Annotated in this window: 15 protein-coding genes; all 15 read right to left on the reverse strand. The window is 47.4% G+C overall.

Features of this window, described 5'->3' with window-relative positions:
• The gene (gene icmH, locus A1OO_RS10640) at positions 1-1,143 is read right to left on the reverse strand and encodes a type IVB secretion system protein IcmH/DotU (RefSeq protein ID WP_017003009.1); all 1,143 of its coding nucleotides are present in this window, start codon (positions 1,141-1,143) and stop codon (positions 1-3) included.
• Positions 1,144-1,150: 7 nt separating this feature from the next.
• Positions 1,151-2,464 (reverse strand): type VI secretion system baseplate subunit TssK, encoded by a 1,314-nt coding sequence (tssK, locus tag A1OO_RS10645; protein WP_241819093.1) that lies wholly within the window; start codon positions 2,462-2,464, stop codon positions 1,151-1,153.
• A 9-nt stretch (positions 2,465-2,473) separates the two neighbouring features.
• Complete coding sequence (gene tssJ, locus A1OO_RS10650; protein WP_017003011.1) at positions 2,474-2,965, reverse strand: type VI secretion system lipoprotein TssJ; 492 nt, start codon at positions 2,963-2,965, stop codon at positions 2,474-2,476.
• 1 nt (position 2,966) lies between these two features.
• Positions 2,967-4,160: a type VI secretion system-associated FHA domain protein gene (locus A1OO_RS23015; protein ID WP_017003012.1), complete on the reverse strand. Its 1,194-nt coding sequence runs from the start codon at positions 4,158-4,160 to the stop codon at positions 2,967-2,969.
• On the reverse strand, positions 4,144-4,836 hold the full coding sequence (locus tag A1OO_RS10660) for an ABC transporter substrate-binding protein (protein ID WP_431354956.1): 693 nt from the start codon (positions 4,834-4,836) through the stop codon (positions 4,144-4,146). Before A1OO_RS10660 ends, A1OO_RS23015 begins: the two co-directional genes overlap by 17 nt.
• A gap of 48 nt (positions 4,837-4,884) precedes the next feature.
• Entirely contained in the window at positions 4,885-6,054 is a 1,170-nt protein-coding gene (locus A1OO_RS10665; protein ID WP_017003014.1) for an ABC transporter substrate binding protein, read from the reverse strand.
• Positions 6,051-8,288 (reverse strand): MFS transporter, encoded by a 2,238-nt coding sequence (locus tag A1OO_RS10670; protein ID WP_017003015.1) that lies wholly within the window; start codon positions 8,286-8,288, stop codon positions 6,051-6,053. Before A1OO_RS10670 ends, A1OO_RS10665 begins: the two co-directional genes overlap by 4 nt.
• The gene (locus A1OO_RS10675) at positions 8,281-9,450 is read right to left on the reverse strand and encodes a D-alanine--D-alanine ligase family protein (protein WP_017003016.1); all 1,170 of its coding nucleotides are present in this window, start codon (positions 9,448-9,450) and stop codon (positions 8,281-8,283) included. The genes A1OO_RS10670 and A1OO_RS10675 overlap by 8 nt, the downstream gene beginning before the upstream one ends.
• Positions 9,451-9,541: 91 nt before the next feature.
• Positions 9,542-12,154, reverse strand: a complete 2,613-nt coding sequence (tssH, locus tag A1OO_RS10680; protein WP_017003017.1) for a type VI secretion system ATPase TssH — start codon at positions 12,152-12,154, stop codon at positions 9,542-9,544.
• An 11-nt stretch (positions 12,155-12,165) separates the two neighbouring features.
• Positions 12,166-13,146 carry a type VI secretion system baseplate subunit TssG gene (locus A1OO_RS10685; protein ID WP_017003018.1) on the reverse strand — a complete coding sequence of 327 codons (981 nt, stop codon included), beginning with the start codon at positions 13,144-13,146 and terminating at the stop codon, positions 12,166-12,168.
• Complete coding sequence (tssF, locus tag A1OO_RS10690; RefSeq protein ID WP_017003019.1) at positions 13,128-14,909, reverse strand: type VI secretion system baseplate subunit TssF; 1,782 nt, start codon at positions 14,907-14,909, stop codon at positions 13,128-13,130. The genes A1OO_RS10685 and tssF overlap by 19 nt, the downstream gene beginning before the upstream one ends.
• Positions 14,902-15,324: a type VI secretion system baseplate subunit TssE gene (gene tssE / locus A1OO_RS10695; protein WP_017003020.1), complete on the reverse strand. Its 423-nt coding sequence runs from the start codon at positions 15,322-15,324 to the stop codon at positions 14,902-14,904. Before tssE ends, tssF begins: the two co-directional genes overlap by 8 nt.
• A complete protein-coding gene (locus A1OO_RS10700) occupies positions 15,321-16,673 on the reverse strand; it encodes a type VI secretion system contractile sheath domain-containing protein (protein ID WP_017003021.1) in 1,353 nt (450 codons plus the stop codon). Before A1OO_RS10700 ends, tssE begins: the two co-directional genes overlap by 4 nt.
• Positions 16,674-16,722: 49 nt before the next feature.
• Entirely contained in the window at positions 16,723-18,204 is a 1,482-nt protein-coding gene (gene tssC, locus A1OO_RS10705; protein WP_017003022.1) for a type VI secretion system contractile sheath large subunit, read from the reverse strand.
• Positions 18,204-18,713, reverse strand: coding sequence for a type VI secretion system contractile sheath small subunit (tssB, locus tag A1OO_RS10710; protein ID WP_017003023.1), 510 nt, complete (start codon positions 18,711-18,713; stop codon positions 18,204-18,206). The genes tssC and tssB overlap by 1 nt, the downstream gene beginning before the upstream one ends.
• Positions 18,714-18,781 lie beyond the last annotated feature (68 nt).

Consider the following 18,781-nt stretch of genomic DNA (forward strand, 5'->3'; position numbering starts at 1 on the left):
TTATTGCTGCGCCCTCCTGATCGTCGCATTCAAGCCATAGCGCACGTTCAGTTCATTTTTGAGTTTTTTAATCGCGTTCAAATTGTTACCCGCGTCCAAAATGACTTCTATCCCTGAGTCTGTCTCAACGGAATAGGTGTCATAACCGGATTTGCTGAGGTTAGTGGAAAGCCTGAGAACATCCGCAGATTCTGAGAACACCGCTAACATGATTTCCCAATCAACCGTGACGGAAGAAGGCGTACTTGTTTCAACGTTTTTAGGTTCATTTAGTGGCAGCAAACCCAAGTCTTGTTCGGAACTGACGTACACCAAATCTTTATTGGTTTTAGCGAGATTCACGTCTGACAAATCGAGAGTGGCGAACTGACTGAGCAGCGCCTCGCTGCGAGTGTGATACCAATACTCAGACGCAAAATAGCCACCACCGAGTAACACACACGAGATTGTGATGATTTTCGCCATGCTTAATGGCTTGTTTGGCTGTGTGTGCGTGTGCAAATTTGGTGTTCGCGGAATAGGAAGCGGCGATTCTTCACGGTAATGACGGAGAATACCGTAGACGTCAGATTTGATGTCGTGCAAAGCACTGGGCTCAACATGTCGATAGCGACCTTTGAAACCAAGCATGACTAAAACGTATTGAAGTTCGATAAAATCTGCGAGCTTTGTAGGCTGCTGGCATGCTTTTTCTAACAAAACAAAAAATACCTCGCCGCCATTTCGCTGATTAAATACTTTGCTCAATAGCGAGTGGTTTTCCCATCGTGCGCGCTGCCCCCATTCGGTATAAAGAATGATTTCATCGAATGCCGCACAAAGCACAAAGCATGCTCTATCGATTACACTGGGATGATAATCAAGGTACAAGCCTCTGCGCTTAAAGTTAGCAATGCCGTCTAGCACTTGTTGGCGAAATCGTTCGAGATCTCTTGGCTCGCCTTGGCGAGATAGCGTCACCAACGTGCCAAGTAATTCTGTCGCAGCATTAAGCAATGGGCTGCCATACACCGAGAGGTTTTCGATCAATTGACCACTATCGCCCAACTCTGGCATCGCTTCTTGAGGTGTTGCTTGTACTTGCGCATCCAATTGCTGCCTGCGGACAACAATGGTGGGCTCTTCATTAAAAAGTCCGCTCATATGCTGCCTACCTGATCACGTGCAGTTCAACGTTAACATTGCCCACACGCTCATCAATATGAAGCGCAATAGGTTCATCTTTTTTCACTAGAGATTGCCAAAGATCCGATTGAATATTCACTTCGAAATACGCCGCATTGCTGCGCGATTTCAATTCCGTTGGTGCGACGGGCAAATAGCGAAGCTCAACGCCTGATAATGCATTTCGGACAAGATCTGCAATATTGCTGTTTCCTGCCATTTTTGCAGCCATGGAAAATTGTTCACCCAGCTCTACCGCTCCCAAACTGTCAGACGACACTACAACAATGAAGCGACCATTATTGAATAGTGCGCGATCTTTCACGATGGTGCGAAGTAAGCGACGGGAAACAAACAAACTCGAGTCCCAAGGGAGTGTAGTGACGTTGTCCAGTTGAACTTCACGCAGGAGCACTTGCAACTCGCCAAACGCAATGCAGAAGTTGTCGTACATAGCGTTGGGGTTCCATATTGGAAACTCTTCGGGCATGCGTCCTTCTAGACCTTGCATCTGTCCCGTCATTGCAATGCATTCGAGGTAGAGCGCTTCTGCAGTTAATGAGCCCGTTTCAAGCCAATGACGAATTTTGGGCAACCATCCTCCCAGAGTTTGTAACCAAAGGTAGTCGCGCATCAGCGCTTGATAGCTTTTGCTGCCACTGTCGACTTGGAGGCGATGAGAAATAGTTTGGGCACGATACTGCATTTGAGCGTAAATTTCCGACACGCAATCTTTCAGATAATCAGACACATTGAAGCTCAAACAAGCGGGAACGAAAGCCTTGTTTAGCAGCACTTCACCCTCCGATTTGTGCTCAGAGACGAATGCGACTGGCAGCAGGGTGTAGTCTTGTAAATCTTCACCTTCAAGCTTCAACACGACGTTCAATTGCGCCACATCTAAAGGCACGGCTTCGCTGTGATCTCGGCTAGTGTCGTAGGCCTGAAACTCTAACGGCATATTACGCATATGCTGACCTTGACCAATATCGACCACGCCCGCGCGATAAACAGGCACAGCCAAATAAACACGTTTATTCAACGTGCCTTTGGGAATATCGAGCACCAATCCCTGCGTCATTTCAAAAGGAGTACCATCAGGGAAAATCCCCTTGGCTTTCTTCACTCCAACTTTGCCAATCTTTGGCATCGAAGCATCGAATTCCAACTCAGAAAGCCCAAAACTTCCTGGTGCAATTTGCCCACAATATGATTTGGCAAAATGTTCTAAATACCGCTCTTGCTGTTGGAAATGTTGAGGGTTGAGAAACATACCCTCACTCCAAACGACCTTTGTCATGTCCACGGCTTAATCCTCTGTCCCTGTCATCGTCAGGTTGATGCCATCCAATTGCAGCGTGATGGTCTGAGACCAGTTCCCAAACGATGTAAAAATTGCTTTGTTGTTGGCTTCTCGATAGTTCGCAAACGCGACAATAACGCCAACAAATTTGGTTTCCGCATTTGCGAGAATCACTTCCCTACGCGTTTCCCCTGGCATCACACTTGGCAAATAGCGCTTGGACAACAAACCTGCTTTCAATGCCCCTTGGTCGTCGTTATAAAGTTGAATGAAATCTGCCTGATTAAAGGCTTCGCTGTCGGCGAGTTGATAAATCCGAATTTCAACCGGAGAAGGCAGGTTATCTACATTTGGGTTAATGTTGCTTTCGGCGCGAATGTCTATGGTAAATTGCGGTGCAGTCGCATCGCTGAACCAGTCAACCGGATTGACGGAAACAGAAGAGCTACACCCCATCAATAGGCCGATAGAGAGCAATGAGACGAGAAAAGTTTTCATCTTACTTACCTCCCACTTTCAACATGCGGTAAGACTCTTGAAAGTAAGCCCCAAATTTAATATGCCAATCTCGATTGGTAACTTGACGTTGAAAATAGCGCTTATACATATCCCAATATTTGGGTTTTCGACCAAAGAAAGATGGGCGGATCAAATCGTTAAACATCCCTTCAAGTGTGTCCGGAGATAACTCTTCTAGTAAGCGACCCAAAGCCAACTCCATCGCTTTTTCAACGTATTGCTGTTCGTGCTCTCGAGGCGTTAAATATTCCGCCACGGAAGTCTGGTTTGTCCCAACGGGTTCAAATACGTCTTCAGGGTGCGCAGTAAAACTGGGAAAATTGTCATCACTATCAACAAAAGGATCATCCGAAAATCCGTGCGAAAGATCAGCCGGCGCATCCATAGGGGCTTGCGGTGATGACGGGGCAAAGGAGTCATTAGAATTCGCAAACGGATCGTTGGCGTTCATACCAGACTCACCAAAACCACCTTCTACCTGCCCGCCAAAACTGGAAACAGGTTGCTGAAAGCGACTGCCACTATGAAATCCATTGCCATGATCCGCATGTTGCTGCTCCCCAAAAGGTGCTCGGCTCTGATCATTTGGCCCCGAAAATGTATTTTCTTGGAAAGGATCTGCATCAAACCCATTTTGTTGTGCGGATGCTTGGTTGGGTGACACAAATGCACCTTGTGCCGAGGCATCATAGCTTTTCGTGTTATTTGGTCGTGCGGATGCCGCAACGTTAAGATGGGGTTCAGCATGTTTATTGGGTGCTTGCTTATGAAGATTCACAAACGGGTCGTCACTAAATGGCATACCTTGCGAGGTCGCCAACGACGGCTGTTTAGCGGCTGCAGCTTGCTCCGGTACAAAACAGGAAACAAGCAAACGGTATTGCCCAACATTGAGCACATCACCGTCTGTTACAGTGGTTTGATTCCCCTTCCCTAACCGCTGAGGCGAGCCATTTATAAACAATCCGTTGGTACTGTTGTCCACAACTTGGTAGCCACGCGCCGATTTTTTTATCATCGCATGGGTGCCAGAAATCTCTCGGCTTGCATCGCTAAGCTGCAATGTCGAGCCATAGGCACGACCAATCTCACCACCTTCTTCTGGAAATTGTTTATTCCACTCTGAAACGGTCTCGCCAGAGGGCGAGCTAATAATCCTAATTGATAGCGGCATAGCCTCTTCCCATACATTTCTTGGCAGAAGAATTAAACGAGTCCATAAACTGCGGGTACTTCTCAACAAAATTTCGAGAAAAATACACCCCCAACGGATTGCTCTTTATCCGTTTTTTAGAAATCGCGCGGTAGCTGACACCTTGTTTTTTTATCGTTTCATCAATCACGACATCGTTAGCCAATATGGCTCCGACCTCGCCATTAAGCAGCAATTCGAGCAAAGCACTAGAAGAGCGCGGTTTACGTTCAACGCGGTAACCTTGCTTGTGTAACCAAAACCATTTATTCGACCCAAAAAGCGCCGCGACTTCTACGTGCTCTTTAAATTTATCACTGCCAACATCCGTGGCATCGGAAAGAAAGACCCAGCTCCACTGTTGTTCATCGATAGGCGATGAAAACACGGCATAGGAATCACGAATGGTATTTTGAGACGCAAGGAAGAAACCATGCTGGCTTCCCACTTCCACCAACAACTGCGCTTTATCCCATTTCGTCATCGTCAACTGATAAGGCTGCTTCATCTCCTTCATCACGCATTTAACGGAATCCACACCCGGCCCTTTCATCACACCTGCTTCTTGGTATTGATAAGGAAACCACTCCTGTGTTGTCAGTAACAGACGCTCTGGACCGATATCAGCGTTCACCCGAAAACTTGAAAACATAACCATCAATGCAGTGGTGACGAGCACGTTTTTACACATCTTTTTTGCTCTCAATTATTGCCTCTCCACACTCATACCTTGAGAACGTACAACACTGCCGTTTTCTGAATACACATCGCTCGCCATTTCGAGCAATACCAACGGCACTGCTTTTTCTAGGCGCTTTGCTTGTCTAAAACTGATCGAAATATCAGGCGGTGAAATCACGCCCACGGGCAAATCGCCCGCTTTTTCTCCATCGCGAAGAATACGAATGCCATATAGCGCCGCTTGGTGAGCGTTATTCACAAAACTCACCCCCACTGACATCAAGGCACTATGCTCATCGCCGTTTACGGCTTCTGGCACCACGGTTAGCAGCGGCAGGTTTTGGGATAAACCATTAATTTCTTCAACCCGTGCTAGCAAACTCGAACTGCCCGTTAACCACAGTAAGCTGTTGTCTAAATTGGTATCTTGCGATTGAAGGGCGCTAATTTCTGACGCCATCACACGCTCCAGCGTTTGATCTTCCATCGATTCATCAACTTCAAAACCCAGCACACGAATACCACGACGCTCGGCTTCTTGTTGAAGGGGTAAAAACTGAGTGATATAGGCACTTTGATTTGTGCGCGCATAGAGAACACCAATTTGAGACAGTTCCGGCATGTATTTCAGTAAGAAACTGAGTGTGACATTGGCAGGAAGATTGAGGGACGTGAACGCGAAATTATCGCCAGAACCTTGATACTCATCGATAAGCCCCATGAGCACAGGATCTTTCGCATTCACCGATACAACAGGTAGCTTTTTACCTTGATATTGCCTGTGTACTGCGACAGTGGCTTTAGACCCCACAGTGTATAGAAGCTGCGCGCGCTGCTCCGCCTCTTCAAGCAGTTGGTCAAGCTCGGCATCGGTCTTGGGAAGCTTAACCACATTAAAAGAAACACTATCAAACTCTTGCTGGTAAACGTTCAACATAGTTGATAGTGCTGTGTCGTAAGACGTCGCTTTTCGAGAGACAATAACCCAAATGGTCGAATTCGATTTACGAGGGGCAATGTGCAATTCGTCATTTTTCCCTTCGAACGTCCAATCGTCTTCCGCTTTGACTTTTACCGTTTCTCCCACCCAATCTGGCCAATCTGACGACACAGCACTCAATGAAAAAGAGAACAAAAATAGACTCACGATAGATACGCAAATCACATTCATCTTCAACAGACGACGCTTATTCATGACTGCACCTCGCTCACTGGCTGTTTATCAGTGCCTTTTGCGCCTGTCAGAAAGAAAATCAGGCCAGCCAAAACGAAGAAGCCTGCGAGTAGTGTGAAACTCTGACTGACACTGAACGAGTTAAGAAGAAAACCAATAAGCATTGCGCCAGTCACGTGCCCAATACGCTCGAGGAATCGATAGGTCGCCGCCGCTTTTGATTGTTCATTCGTCGGTACGCTGGAAACGATCTGTGTAACGACAGGGGCGTTGATCAGTCCATGAGATAGTCCAAGCAAAATCATGGCAAGCGTTGTCATAATTACTGTCAGGGACATTGCTTCCCTCTCTAATCCCCAACCGAGAAGCAGCAATGCAGATACTGTAACCAAACTGCCAACCCCCAAAGACAGCTTGGCGCCACCTTTCCTGTCGATCATGGGGGTCACTTTTCCGTTAACGAACAACACCACAATGGCGTAAGTCATGAGCACCTGACCCACACTTTCTTTTGAGATGCCCTGATCGGCCATGAGCAAAGGAACCGCGAAAAAAACGACACCCGTAAGCAACATTTTGGCGGGAATACCTACCAGCAACAGCGTTCGGAGGAAGGAGGCTTGGCAAAGATAGCGGGCTGAATCTCGAGCAAGTTCTTTTGCCGCATTCTTGACCATCGCGATTTTGGAATCCGGTCTTCGTACATCCGATTTTGATACCAAAACCGGTAGCCATTGCGCGAACAAGAACATGCCAAAGCCAATCACCGCCGACAGGGCGAAAATGCCTTGCACGCCGAGCATATCCGCTAAAAGAGCACCGAATGCCGCGCCTGCAATGAACCCTGCGTTGAAGCAGAAAACAATAATGCCAGTGGCTTGGGTTTTGTTGTGTTGGTTGCTGTAAGACAAAATATACTGCTGCACCGCAATAAACACCGCCGCCTGTCCGACGCCAGAAATGAACCTTGCAGAAAGTAATACCGCGATGTGGTCGCTGACAAAAATCGCCAAGCTTCCCAACGCCGCAAGACAAATCCCCGCAAGCAGAACGCGTCGATTGTCGGCATACTCTGCGACTTTCGAAGCAGGAAGCAGTGTTAACGTAAAGCCAAGAAAATAGAGGGAGAAGAAAACAGAGGCTGCCGCGTCAGAGTAGCCAGCGTCCAATGCTACCTGCTCAATAAACTGCGGCAAAATAGGTGCCATCAGCGCCTCCATAAGCACTATCATCAAAAGAAGCGGCTTTATTTTATCCAACACATCATCTTTGCTCTGGCTATTTACTGTCGTTTCCTTGCTCAGTAATTTCACAAAAGCAAAGCAAACGAATGCACAACCGCCAAACAAAATCGCGAAGCTTTTTAGTACCTTGAGAAGTTGTCCAAGTAACACTTCTGGATGGAAAGCGATGTGAACAACATTGCCTTTGTCATCTTCACTTTCATATTCCGCAAATTGTGATAACACTTGGCTGAGTTGGCCATCCTCACTGCGAGCAATAGCACGGTCATTGACGAACACAGTCAATGAGCCAACTTCCTTATTTGACCGGATGAAATCAGCCAACATCTGATCCATGCCACCCACCAAGGCGGGGTCAATGTCAGCTTGAAGCACTGGGGCAAGTCGATGCCCAATCAGGTTTGCCATTGAGTCAGCTTTGTTTTCAAGGCTTTGTTTGAGCAATACCGTCACCAAAATGACCACCAGCATTGTCATGGTCAAAAAGATCACGGAGAAGCTTTTTAGGTATCGGCTGCCACTTTGATTCAGCGTGATAGACCAAATAAACAACGAAAGCAAAACGACCATGGCCCATAAAAGCGTGAGGAAACTTGCATCCACTTTTTCTTTGATGGGTGCATCGCTCAGTAAAATATCTAGCGAACCCGCGCGGGAGAACTTGTTGTTCAGCGGAATAGTAATGAAGTTGCCCTCAATCACCGTATTGGTATAGCGATAAAGCTCAGTTTCACCTGAGGTTAAACGCAGGTCGACCACTGACGGGTCAGTGTCTGCAATGGGTGACAACAAAGCTTGCAGACCGGCAATATCTTGCAGCGGCACACCAGAACTTAGGACCTGTTCAATGTTGAGTTTGGCGACTTCTGCCTGCGCAAGAATCGCTTCTCGTGTTTGATGCTGATAACTTTTCAGTGTTTGTGCATACCCTACAAACACCACAAGAAATAGAGAAAGCCCGAGTAACAAAATACCGAAAAGTACGCGGCTATTTTTCGACAGATTACTCATGCTCGTCCCCTTTCGCGTTCAACGCTGAAAAGGCATCCGTCAAGCAATGAGAAACGTTCGTTGGTCTGTGTCGATAAAGCTGCTGTAAGCGGTTAAACAATAATGATTGTATGAGTGATTCGTAGTCCAATCCCTCAAGGCTTAGCCCAAAGCCCACCAGATTAACTTCACTGCCTTTTGGAGATTTCAGATCAGGTTTCGGGTTCGCTTCAAGAACATACAGTCTCCCCTTCTTATCCATACGTAGGTCAACGCGGATCAAGGTTTGAATATTGAAAGCGCGAAATATCTGACATGCGATGGCTGAGATATCTGCTTTCAATGCCTCATCTACCACAGCCTTGAGTCGATCCGACGTTATCGGGCACACATCCATCGACGTGAAAATCAGCTCTTTGTCTGCCAGTAAACGCTCGGTCACCGAAAACACCAACGGGCGATCATGTTCTTCAAGCTCACCATTGCGATATATAACCGGCCCCATGACAGCGGCAACAAACTCAGCCCCCGAAAGGTAAGGCTCAATGATGACCGCATTGCTCGTCGCTTCGTGTACTTGATTCACAACATTCACCAAATCATCACGATCGAACACGGGATGAACATGGATAGATGCGCGACCAACAACAGGTTTCACGATGTAACCTTGCCCAAACTCAGCATCCATATGATCAAGCATGCGCAGTTGAGAGTCAGAGAAAAACGGCGCTTCGGGTTGCAGCGTAATAAACGGTGCCGTTGATATACCTAGTGCTGAAAGCTCGTGTTTGAACATTAATTTGTTGTCGAGCAAACCCGCCGTCATAGGCGCATGCCCCACATAAGGAACACCCAGCATTTCTAGCATGGAGGGCAAATGGCACATAGAATCGAAACCTTGCAGCCCACCGCTGTTGGCGAATACGAGGTCAAACTCGCCGTCTTTGAGTTGTCGCGGTAGCTTCATGCTCTCTTCAAGCAAGGCGACGCGTCGAAAGCCAGCGGTGTGCAAAGCATCGGCGATATCTTCAGCAACGAGGCGATAGGTTTTGGTGGAGCGCGGGCTCAGGTTCTCATAGATATAATTATCGGTATGGTGCTTTTCACCACCACAGACAATCGCTATCTTCACCTGTCTTTTAATCCAATCTATCTGTTCTTGATTAAACAGTGCCGCGCTCATACATCTTCCTTAACGTCTTGCAAGTTTCGCCCAGCTTCCTTTTTCATTCTCTGGAGCTGGGCGTACACCAAACCACTTTTAAGTCGTTCTATTAGTCGATATCAAAACCGAATTGGCCACCGTCAACACGGACGCGAATGGCGGTGATTGGCTCACCTTCACTCATACGCGTAATGCACTGATTCGCGAGTTCAGGCATCAAGGTTCTGTTGATGATTTGCTCTATCGCACGTGCGCCAGTTTCTGGAGAGTGATTGCGCATCACAAGCTGTTCAATCACGTCATCGGCATACTCAAACGTTGCACCGTAATGAGCCGAAACACGCTTCTCGATTCGTTTCAGAGACAACTTAGCAATGGACGCCATTTCTTCTTCATTCAACGGGAAATACGGCACCACGGTGGCGCGCCCTAAGAATGCAGGTTTAAAGAAGTTCTGAAGCTCAGGGAAGATGCGTTGCGTCAGGTCTGGAATGGTAGGACGCTCCGTTGCACAAGCTGCAACTACGGCACTGTCCGCTGCATTGGACGTCATAATGATAATGGTATTACGGAAGTCGATTTCTCGGCCTTCGCTGTCACTGATCGTGCCTTTATCAAAGATTTGATAAAACAAGTCATGCACACCTGGATGCGCTTTTTCCATTTCATCCAACAAGAGCACAGAATATGGGTTCTTACGCACCGCTTCTGTTAACACACCGCCTTTCCCGAAGCCCACGTAACCTGCGGGTGAGCCCAGCAGCATGGAGATTTTGTGCTCTTCTTTAAATTCGGTCATGTTGATCGTGGTGATGTTTTGCTCACCGCCATACAACAAATCTGTCAGCGCCAACGCCGTTTCCGTTTTACCCACACCACTTGGGCCACACATGAGGAACACGCCAACAGGTTTGCGTGGATCAGTCAGACCGGCTCGGGACATACGAATGGCTTTTGAAATCTCGTCGATGGGTGCAACTTGGCCAATCACACGCTGACCAATATGAATTTCCAGATGCATCAAGCGTTCGACTTCTTCTTTCACCATGTTGCCGACAGGGATCCCCGTCCACAGTGAAATAACTTCTGCGATGGTTTCTTGGTTCACTTGTGGTATTACCAGAGCATGTTCACCTTGAATATCGCGAAGCTCGGTCATTTTTTCGTCGAGTTCTTTACGCTCTGGCAACGCAGAAATGTCTTCTCCGTCTCGGTACTTTTCATCAAGCGACTCTTGTAAAACCAGAATGCTCGATACCAAGGTTTTTTCTTCTTCCCACTGCTTTTCTAGGGCGTCATGCTCTGCATGCAAAGATTCCAAACGAGACTCTGCTTTCTCCAGTTGATCACTTTCAATCGACCACAATGCAGACTCATGACGAAACGAATCTATTTCATTGTTGGTGTAGAGAATTTGCTCAGCCAAGCCTTCTAGTTGCTGTGGCGTTGCACTTTGGCTCAAACCGATTCGTGAACATGCGGTATCTAGCAGGCTGATAGCTTTGTCAGGCAATTTGCGCTCTGGGAGATAACGCATCGACAGGGTCACCGCGGCTTCTATGGCTTCTTGCAACACTTTCACATTGTGATGCTTCTCTAAGCTTGCCTTCACGCCACGCAACATTTGAACGGCATCTTTTTGGTTTGGCTCACCGACTGAAACCACTTGGAAACGACGCGTCAGTGCGGCGTCTGTTTCGAAGTATTGCTTGTATTCCGCCCACGTTGTCGCTGCTAATGAACGAAACTCACCACGCGCTAATGCTGGCTTCAATATATTAGCAGCATCGTTTTGACCCGCGGCACCACCCGCACCAATTAAGGTATGTGCTTCATCAATGAAAATGATGATAGGGATCGGTGATTGTTTGATTTCGTTGATGATATCTTTGAGGCGACTTTCAAATTCGCCTTTGATGCTGGCACCCGCTTGAAGAAGGGACAAATCTAGACTGCGTAGTTCAACGTTAGCCAGTGCTGGCGGTACATTTCCATCAACAATTTGTTGCGCGAGACCTTCAACGATAGCGGTTTTACCCACACCAGGGTCTCCCACAAGAATGGGACTGTTTTGACGACGGCGACAAAGGATATCAATGGATTTTCGAATTTCACTCGAACGCCCAGAGATAGGATCAAGTTTTCCGTTTCGCGCGGCTTCGGTCAGGTTATGGGTGAATTTATCTAACGCGGCCGTGCTGGCTTCTCCAACTGCGACTGGCGCGCCACCAGCAGTTGAAGCCTCGCCCAATTTACCGCTAGAGACTTCGTTCGCCTTGCTCTTGAGCCATTCTGAAGACAGTTCTGAGATCCAATGACTCAATGGGCCGTTATAGGCACTTTGAGTAATTCGCTGCTGCAATACCAGCAATAGATGGTACTCGTTCACACTCGCTTGAGATTGATTAAGTGACGCAAGTAGCCACGCATCTTTTAAGAGTTCAATCAGTGATGGCGACAGCGAAGGTGCGGCATTATTACCACGGGCATACGATGATAACTTCTGATCGAGTTGATCAAGCAGCGCACCTTTAGACACATTGCTTTGGTTTACGGCAGCGTGCCAGCCGAGGGCTGAATCTTTGATCAACTCGTAAAACCAATGCTCTAACTCAACGGCGTAATGCGTTCGACCCATACAATCGCCCGCCGCAGCCTCAAGCGATGATTTTACGCCCGGTGCCAATCTTCTCACCAGATTCTGAAGTTCGATGTTTATCATAATGGTATCCGTTATCCCTTAAGTGGCATTTCTACAAATGTCATCTTGTTATCCTGCGTCCGTATCCAAGCTGACTGGCCCAATTGCTGCCCTTTTTGCTGATTCTCCGAGAGCGAAAGTCTCGGCAGATACTGCCCATCGACTTTCATCAACAAGCGAAATTTCAGGTTCACGCCAATGTATTGCGTCACCATTTGGTTGATGGCGAAAGCAAGGCGTTTATCTCGACGAATAGCGCGGTATTCGTCGTAGCTTTGTGGTCTCACTTTAACGTCAAGTTTCTGCCCGACCATCGCAGCGTTCTTTCCAATCAAGGCATCAAAACCCAACGCACGGTTTATTCCTGATGAACCGATTTTCGTCAGCGCATCTTGGCTAATCGGTTGGTATGAAAGCGCGCTTCGCTCCACATCAAACGGATAGCCAAAATAGTCTTCAAGCATGCAACGAAGTGTTTCTGGACAGGTCACCTTCAGCCCAATCAGGCCGGTGTATTGCACGAAATGACTGGCTGGAATACCTTTAGGGCTGCCTACCGCACCATGTAAATTGGTGAGTAATCGCGTGATCGAAGGGCTATAGGTCACCCAATCAAATGTTTCCTCTTCGCATTGAGCAGAAAGGTTATGTTTGTTTTCGGTTTGGCAGTACAGACGGTAATAACGATTATTAAAACTGTCGAAGAAGTCAGCCATGGCATGGTCTTCTTCATCAAACACAGCTTGGATGGCTTCTTTATAAATGCTTCTAGGCATTACCCCTTTCGCGCCTGATAACCCCGACAAAGATGTCGTGATCTGCCAGTCATCACTCATGCAGCGTTCAACTGACACAACCTCCGAATGGTAATACGCTGGGAGCCGTGCCGCTTTAAATCGAACATTAGGACGTACGCCTTGCGCTTGAGCATGATGCTTGACCAACTGCCAGCTGCTCTGCAGTGTTGCTAAATAAGGGTGTTCAACCCACTTTTCTAAAGAAGACTTTTGCATCCGGCCCTCCTTGGAAAGGCTTGAAATACAGAATCTTGCCCTTCAAGCAATACATCCACCTGCGTGAAACTATTGAAACCGGCGAAGCAGGCAAAAAAGCGATCGAGCAAATGCGAAAATAGCTCAATTCCACCCACTAATTCATTCGCATTTAGTGTCACTTTGATCTTCGTGCCGTAAGCAAAACAACTTTTACCCGAGACACGAATTGGTGCGACCACTTGCTCAGTGTCAATCGCCACCAACGCGTTGATATACGCCGTGATTTGTTGGCTATCATGATGGTTATAAAGAGAAAATAAAGACTTCAGTTGCGTTACCGGATCTTCAGCACCAAAAATCGCGTGATAGTTAAAATGCAGATGAGAGAGCAATACCCATGAGCTGTTTTGCAGATCTTTTTTCGGAGCGGGTTGTGTTGGTCGACGACTCAATCGTGCAGTGCCGGGAATGGTGATGGTTTCACGGCATTGGATATGACTATTGGTAGTAAGTTTTGCCGCATGTCGACCGTTCGAGCACAGAGTGTTGACCAGCCAAATACGAGGATCACTGTCCGCACTTTCATTTCGCGTATCCGTGACCTTTAGCCGATATTCTGTCTCCCCCGCTTCCGTGTCACGTTCAGAAAGCTGCCAGCGATAACCCGTTTTTGACACTTGATATTGATCGCTGTATAGCGCGGGTACTGGTGTTGTTCCACACTCATCGACATCTTCAACACTCACAATAGAGAACAAAGAAAAAGCATCTGGATTGCTTGCATCTATCGTTAACGGATAAGACGATTGGGTGAAATCAATACGCGTTGGCTCAGCAACCACACGGTGCAGGTTAACGACAGGGGTGCTATGAAGCGTGAAATTCGATTTATCGATGGCGCGTGCAACATCCACCTCAAGGTCTTCAATAAACAGTTTGATTGTTAGGCTATGCGAATCAATGTGTTTGACTGCATCCCCTAAATTCAAACGCAATGCATGAAAGCGCTCAGGGAAAACGAAGAATTCGGTAAGAAGTTTAAAGCCAAAGAAGCTGCTCGCAAGATACGGGAGCGTTGATTGTTTACTGTCAAACCCCACCACCTCTAACGCATCTTGTCCAAGAATGCGTTCGCCGCCATCCCAAGAAACAACCACCTGCTCAATACCGGACAACACCATGTCATGTAGGCGAAGCATTAAATTCGGATCGCCCTGCAATTGCAAATCTATGTGTGACATCGACAAACTAGACAAAGGCATGCCTTCATCAAAAGCGCTAAACGTGAATGTCAGCATCGCTTTAGATTGCTCAGCACCACGCGGTTTTGCGATGTCAAAGGGTGCCATCAGGACATCTAGTGCTGACAGCTCTATAGGGTTAATCGTCAAATTTTGCGTTGTGCGAAAAACAGCGTGATGGCCGTTGTCATCAGACACATCGAACTCAGTGTCTTTGGGTATGCAATGTTGTGCCGTTGCATCATCACCGACATCAATACTCAGTATCCCAAACGATGGAACTGGACGAAGATAGTGTGGGAACAATAATCGCAGCAGGCTTTCTGTAAACTCTGGATAGGCATCATCTAAGCGTTTTTGGAGTTTGCCGTTAAGCAACGCAACACTTTCGATCAACCTCGCGACTTGAGGGTCATCAACGGTTTCCTTGTTCAAACCGAGTGAGCTCGCCGCGCCGGGATGACGCTGAGAGAATCCAACAGCTTCTTCACGGATAAAGCGAAGCTCTTGTTCAAAATAGGCAAGCAGGGAATCAGACAAGATTCGTTTTCCTTACATCAAGTTTACTGGTGCTGAAATCTAAAAACGAATCAAAAACAACCGTCTCATCACCTTGGTCAGTATGCAGAACGGCCGTAATGCGAAACTCAAGCTGATTGTTGCCTGTCGTCTCTTCATTCACTTCTAAGTCAACCGCTGATAGACGCGGCTCAAAGGCTTTGATGAGCTGGCGAATCTCTTCCCCGACCACTTCACTATTTGCTTTGCTTTGAGAAGATGAGATGTTTTGCATACCAAGCGTGGCGATAGTGCCACTGAGAGCATTGTCGTTTTCATTGCCCGTCCAGATTGGTGCACGTCCAGAAATCAGAGAAGAAATGTGCGCAATGATGGCGTCACGCACATCATCCAAATCGCCGCGCCACTGCTGTTTTAACTTCATGGTCAAGCTCATGCACTTTCTCCCACTTCATTGGAAGACACAGCTGTAGAAAGCACGATTTGAGCGTCTAGAATTTCATATTGATATTGAGGTTGAAGGCGGATTTCACAAAGATAACGCGTTTGATCGGACGCATCTTCAATCAAAGTAATGTCACAAGATTTAAGCGGATAGCGCGCCATGATGGCATCTTCACCATAATCCACTTCGCTGATGTATTTTTGAATCCAGCGCTCTAGGCTGCGCTTACAATCTGCAGCACTGTCAAAGCTGCCTACTTGGTCTCGAAGCTGTGCCTTGATGTAATGCCCAAAACGACATGCCATTAAATTGGTTTGCAGCATACCAAGTAGTCGGCTTGCTTCGTCGGGGGCTTGCCATACAGACTGATTCGAGAAAAAGCCTTGCTGACTGCTTAAATACAAACTACTGAGAGCGATAAAGCCTTGCTCAGACCAGAACCCATCTTCCTCACTGAATATATCAACACGTGCAAACTGGTTTTTCTTTTCGAGCAAAATAGCCCCATGACCTGCGGTTTCATCATAGGCACGTAAGAAACCAAACCAACTAATGCGATCAAATTCGCGCAATACATTGGCAGCCAGTAAGTAGGCAGGATTGCCCCACAACACAGGCTCAGACAGCGGAACCTCATTAAAAACAAACCCCGCAGGGTAGTTTTGCCAAGGTAAACGCTGGCTATATTCTGGCAATACCAGATGAAGAAAACGGCTTGATTGGTTTTTACGCAGTAATTGCCATGATCGGTAATCATCGCTATCTAAAATTCGAGCAATACGTGCGTTGTCATGCATCTGACGCTCAGGCTGATCGCCAAAGAAATACGGGTCGACACCAAGTGCAATTGGACACAATGCCCTCTCCCCCACTTCAGACAAGAGTTGTAGGGTATAGAGGTCGTCATAATCACTGTCGTCACTAAAATCAGGATGAACGCGATGATCAATCACCAACATACCAAAAGGCTGACCTCCCGCTGTATCAAGTTCCTGAGAGTAAGTTTTTCTGTAGAGCGTCGATTGAGAAACGTCGAAAGATAGACTCACATCGTTCGCTATTTCCTGCCAGGTGGCATCAAGCATTTTTACTTTGATGCGTCGCATTGAAACAGGCAGTTCGATTAGGCCTTGTAGCCCTCGCCAACTGGATTCGAGTTTTTTGAATTCTGGCTCTTGGATCACCAACGAGAGCTGCTCGCTGATTTTCTCGTCGAGTGCGGAAATAAGCCGAGTAACAGAAGACCTAAACGCATCCAGATCATTATCACGTGACGAGGCCAGCAGAGCTTGCCAGTGCTCGCTGTCGTGAGAATTAATAAAGGTTGCGTTATCTGCCATCGGCTATCATCCCTGTTCAAAAAGCGGGGATATTCCCCCGCCATTTGAGTTAGCCTGGAATATTGGCAACCATCCGTAAGGAGGTCGTCAATTCTTCCATTTGTAGCCAAGGACGAAGATAAGCGACAGCAGAGTAAGCGCCTGGCTTACCCGCTTGTTCCTGAACGGTCACTTTCGCTTCAACCAAGGGATGACGAGCTTTCGCTTCGTTGCCGATAGCATTTGGGTTCACATATTGGTGAATCCAAGTATTTAGCTCTTTCTCAACATCGGTCGCTTCAAGGTGTGAACCGATTTTGTCGCGGCCCATCACTTTCAAGAAGTGTGCGATACGGCTACTTGCCATGGTGTAAGGCAGGCGAGCTGAAATGGCAGCGTTCGCTGTCGCTTCAGGGTCGGTATACGTCTTCGGCTTGTGTGCCGTTTGCGCGCCCATGAACACACCGTAGTTGGTGTTTTTGTAGTGAACCAACGGCAAGAAACCTAGGTCGCTAAGCTCTTTTTCACGCTCATCAGTTAGGTTAACTTCGGTAGGACATTGCTGAAGGAGATCGCCAGCATCGTTCTTGAAAGTAAAGTTAGGAAGGTTTTCCACTTTACCGCCGTTGTCATTACCGCGAATGGCAGTACACCAGCCGAACTGACGATAGGCATTGGTCAGGTTTAGACCGTAATCGTACGCCGCGTTGCTCCATACGAAGTCGTCTTCAGATTCTGGCACAGCCGAACCGTCAGCGCCTTTTGCTAGCTCTTCAAACGCAAAAGATTTCACAGGAATTGTGCCTTCGCCGTATGGCAGACGTGCCAACGTTTTAGGTAGCGTAAGTGCCACATAACGGCTGTCGTCGCTTGCACGGAATGCATTCCAGCTTGCGTAAGCTGGTGAGTCAAAACCGGCAGCAACTGGCTTACCTTCTTGGAACGTTTGGAACGAATCGAAATCGAACATGCTCGCGTTCGCTGCTGCAACGAATGGGGCATGAGAAGCCGAAGCCACTTCACCCATGTAGCGCAATAGCGCCACATCTTCATCGCCATAACCAAACTCATAATCACCAATCAGCGCACCGTAAGGTTGACCACCCGCCGTACCAAACTCTTCTTGGTAAATCATGGTGAAGAAGCGGCTACGATCGATAGCAGGCGCATCTTCAAATTGCTCTAGCAATTCTTGCTTGGTGTAGTCAGCCAGCTTAATTTTCAGGTCTGGACCCAAATCGCTGTTCTTCACCAGTTTCTGTAGGCCAAGCCATGTACCTTCGAGCTTTTGAAAATCTTTCTCTTTCATCACAGCTTGTAGCTGCTCGGAGATTTTCTCATCGATGGCCACAATGGCTTTTTCGATGGTCAACGTCAGGTTTTTATCCCAAGTGACCGTGCCATCAAGCACTTGTGACGTCAGGTTTGAAAGTAACTCTTTGGTTGTATCTGGTGGTGTTTGCGTCGTTGCAGTAATCGCGCGTTCTAGAAAACTCGCTTGACCTTCCGCCGCTTCTGCACCCGCTTGATTTGCTTGTTGTTCAGTCGACATTACTCATCTCCTTCCTTCTTCACGCCAAGCTCATCAGCCAACCCTTGGATTGCATCTGTGCTTTGCAGAACTTCTTTCAGAAGGCGCTCAAGATCACGAGAGCGGTCTGCTTTGCTCAGCAGGTCTTTTAGCTGGTTACGGGTTTCAACCAATTGTCTCAGCGGATCAATTTGATCAACTAAGCTTTCAGGGTGAAAGTCGCGCATGGATTGGAAGCTAAGGTTAACTTCGAACTGGCTATCGTCATCAGCCAATTTGTTGTCAACTTTATAGCTAAGTTGCGGATGAACCTGAGTCATCACTGAATCGAAGTTGTCTTTATCGACGCCAGTAAATTCACGCTCTTCTAAGTCCGTTTTATCAGAGTCAGGTTTGTGGCCAGAGAAATCACCAATGACACCGACCACGAAAGGCAGCTCTTTGGTCTCTACAGCCCCATTTGTTTCCACATCATAAGTAATACTGACTCGGTTCTTACTTACACGTTTATGTTGTGCATTCAGTGCCATAACACAATTCCATTTTTAATTTTACGTCACTAAGAAAAAGCGCCGACCACAAAGGCAGCGCCTATCGA

Source organism: Enterovibrio norvegicus FF-33 (genome assembly GCF_000286835.2).
GTDB lineage: Bacteria > Pseudomonadota > Gammaproteobacteria > Enterobacterales > Vibrionaceae > Enterovibrio > Enterovibrio norvegicus_A.

Bases quoted from the DNA above. Each gene is read 5' to 3' on its own strand.
- icmH (WP_017003009.1), bottom strand. From the start codon at position 1,143: ATGAGCGGACTTTTTAATGAAGAGCCCACCATTGTTGTCCGCAGGCAG.
- tssK (WP_241819093.1), bottom strand. From the start codon at position 2,464: ATGACAAAGGTCGTTTGGAGTGAGGGTATGTTTCTCAACCCTCAACAT.
- tssJ (WP_017003011.1), bottom strand. From the start codon at position 2,965: ATGAAAACTTTTCTCGTCTCATTGCTCTCTATCGGCCTATTGATGGGG.
- A1OO_RS23015 (WP_017003012.1), bottom strand. From the start codon at position 4,160: ATGCCGCTATCAATTAGGATTATTAGCTCGCCCTCTGGCGAGACCGTT.
- A1OO_RS10660 (WP_431354956.1), bottom strand. From the start codon at position 4,836: ATGGTTATGTTTTCAAGTTTTCGGGTGAACGCTGATATCGGTCCAGAG.
- A1OO_RS10665 (WP_017003014.1), bottom strand. From the start codon at position 6,054: ATGAATAAGCGTCGTCTGTTGAAGATGAATGTGATTTGCGTATCTATC.
- A1OO_RS10670 (WP_017003015.1), bottom strand. From the start codon at position 8,288: ATGAGTAATCTGTCGAAAAATAGCCGCGTACTTTTCGGTATTTTGTTA.
- A1OO_RS10675 (WP_017003016.1), bottom strand. From the start codon at position 9,450: ATGAGCGCGGCACTGTTTAATCAAGAACAGATAGATTGGATTAAAAGA.
- tssH (WP_017003017.1), bottom strand. From the start codon at position 12,154: ATGATAAACATCGAACTTCAGAATCTGGTGAGAAGATTGGCACCGGGC.
- A1OO_RS10685 (WP_017003018.1), bottom strand. From the start codon at position 13,146: ATGCAAAAGTCTTCTTTAGAAAAGTGGGTTGAACACCCTTATTTAGCA.
- tssE (WP_017003020.1), bottom strand. From the start codon at position 15,324: ATGAGCTTGACCATGAAGTTAAAACAGCAGTGGCGCGGCGATTTGGAT.
- A1OO_RS10700 (WP_017003021.1), bottom strand. From the start codon at position 16,673: ATGGCAGATAACGCAACCTTTATTAATTCTCACGACAGCGAGCACTGG.
- tssC (WP_017003022.1), bottom strand. From the start codon at position 18,204: ATGTCGACTGAACAACAAGCAAATCAAGCGGGTGCAGAAGCGGCGGAA.
- tssB (WP_017003023.1), bottom strand. From the start codon at position 18,713: ATGGCACTGAATGCACAACATAAACGTGTAAGTAAGAACCGAGTCAGT.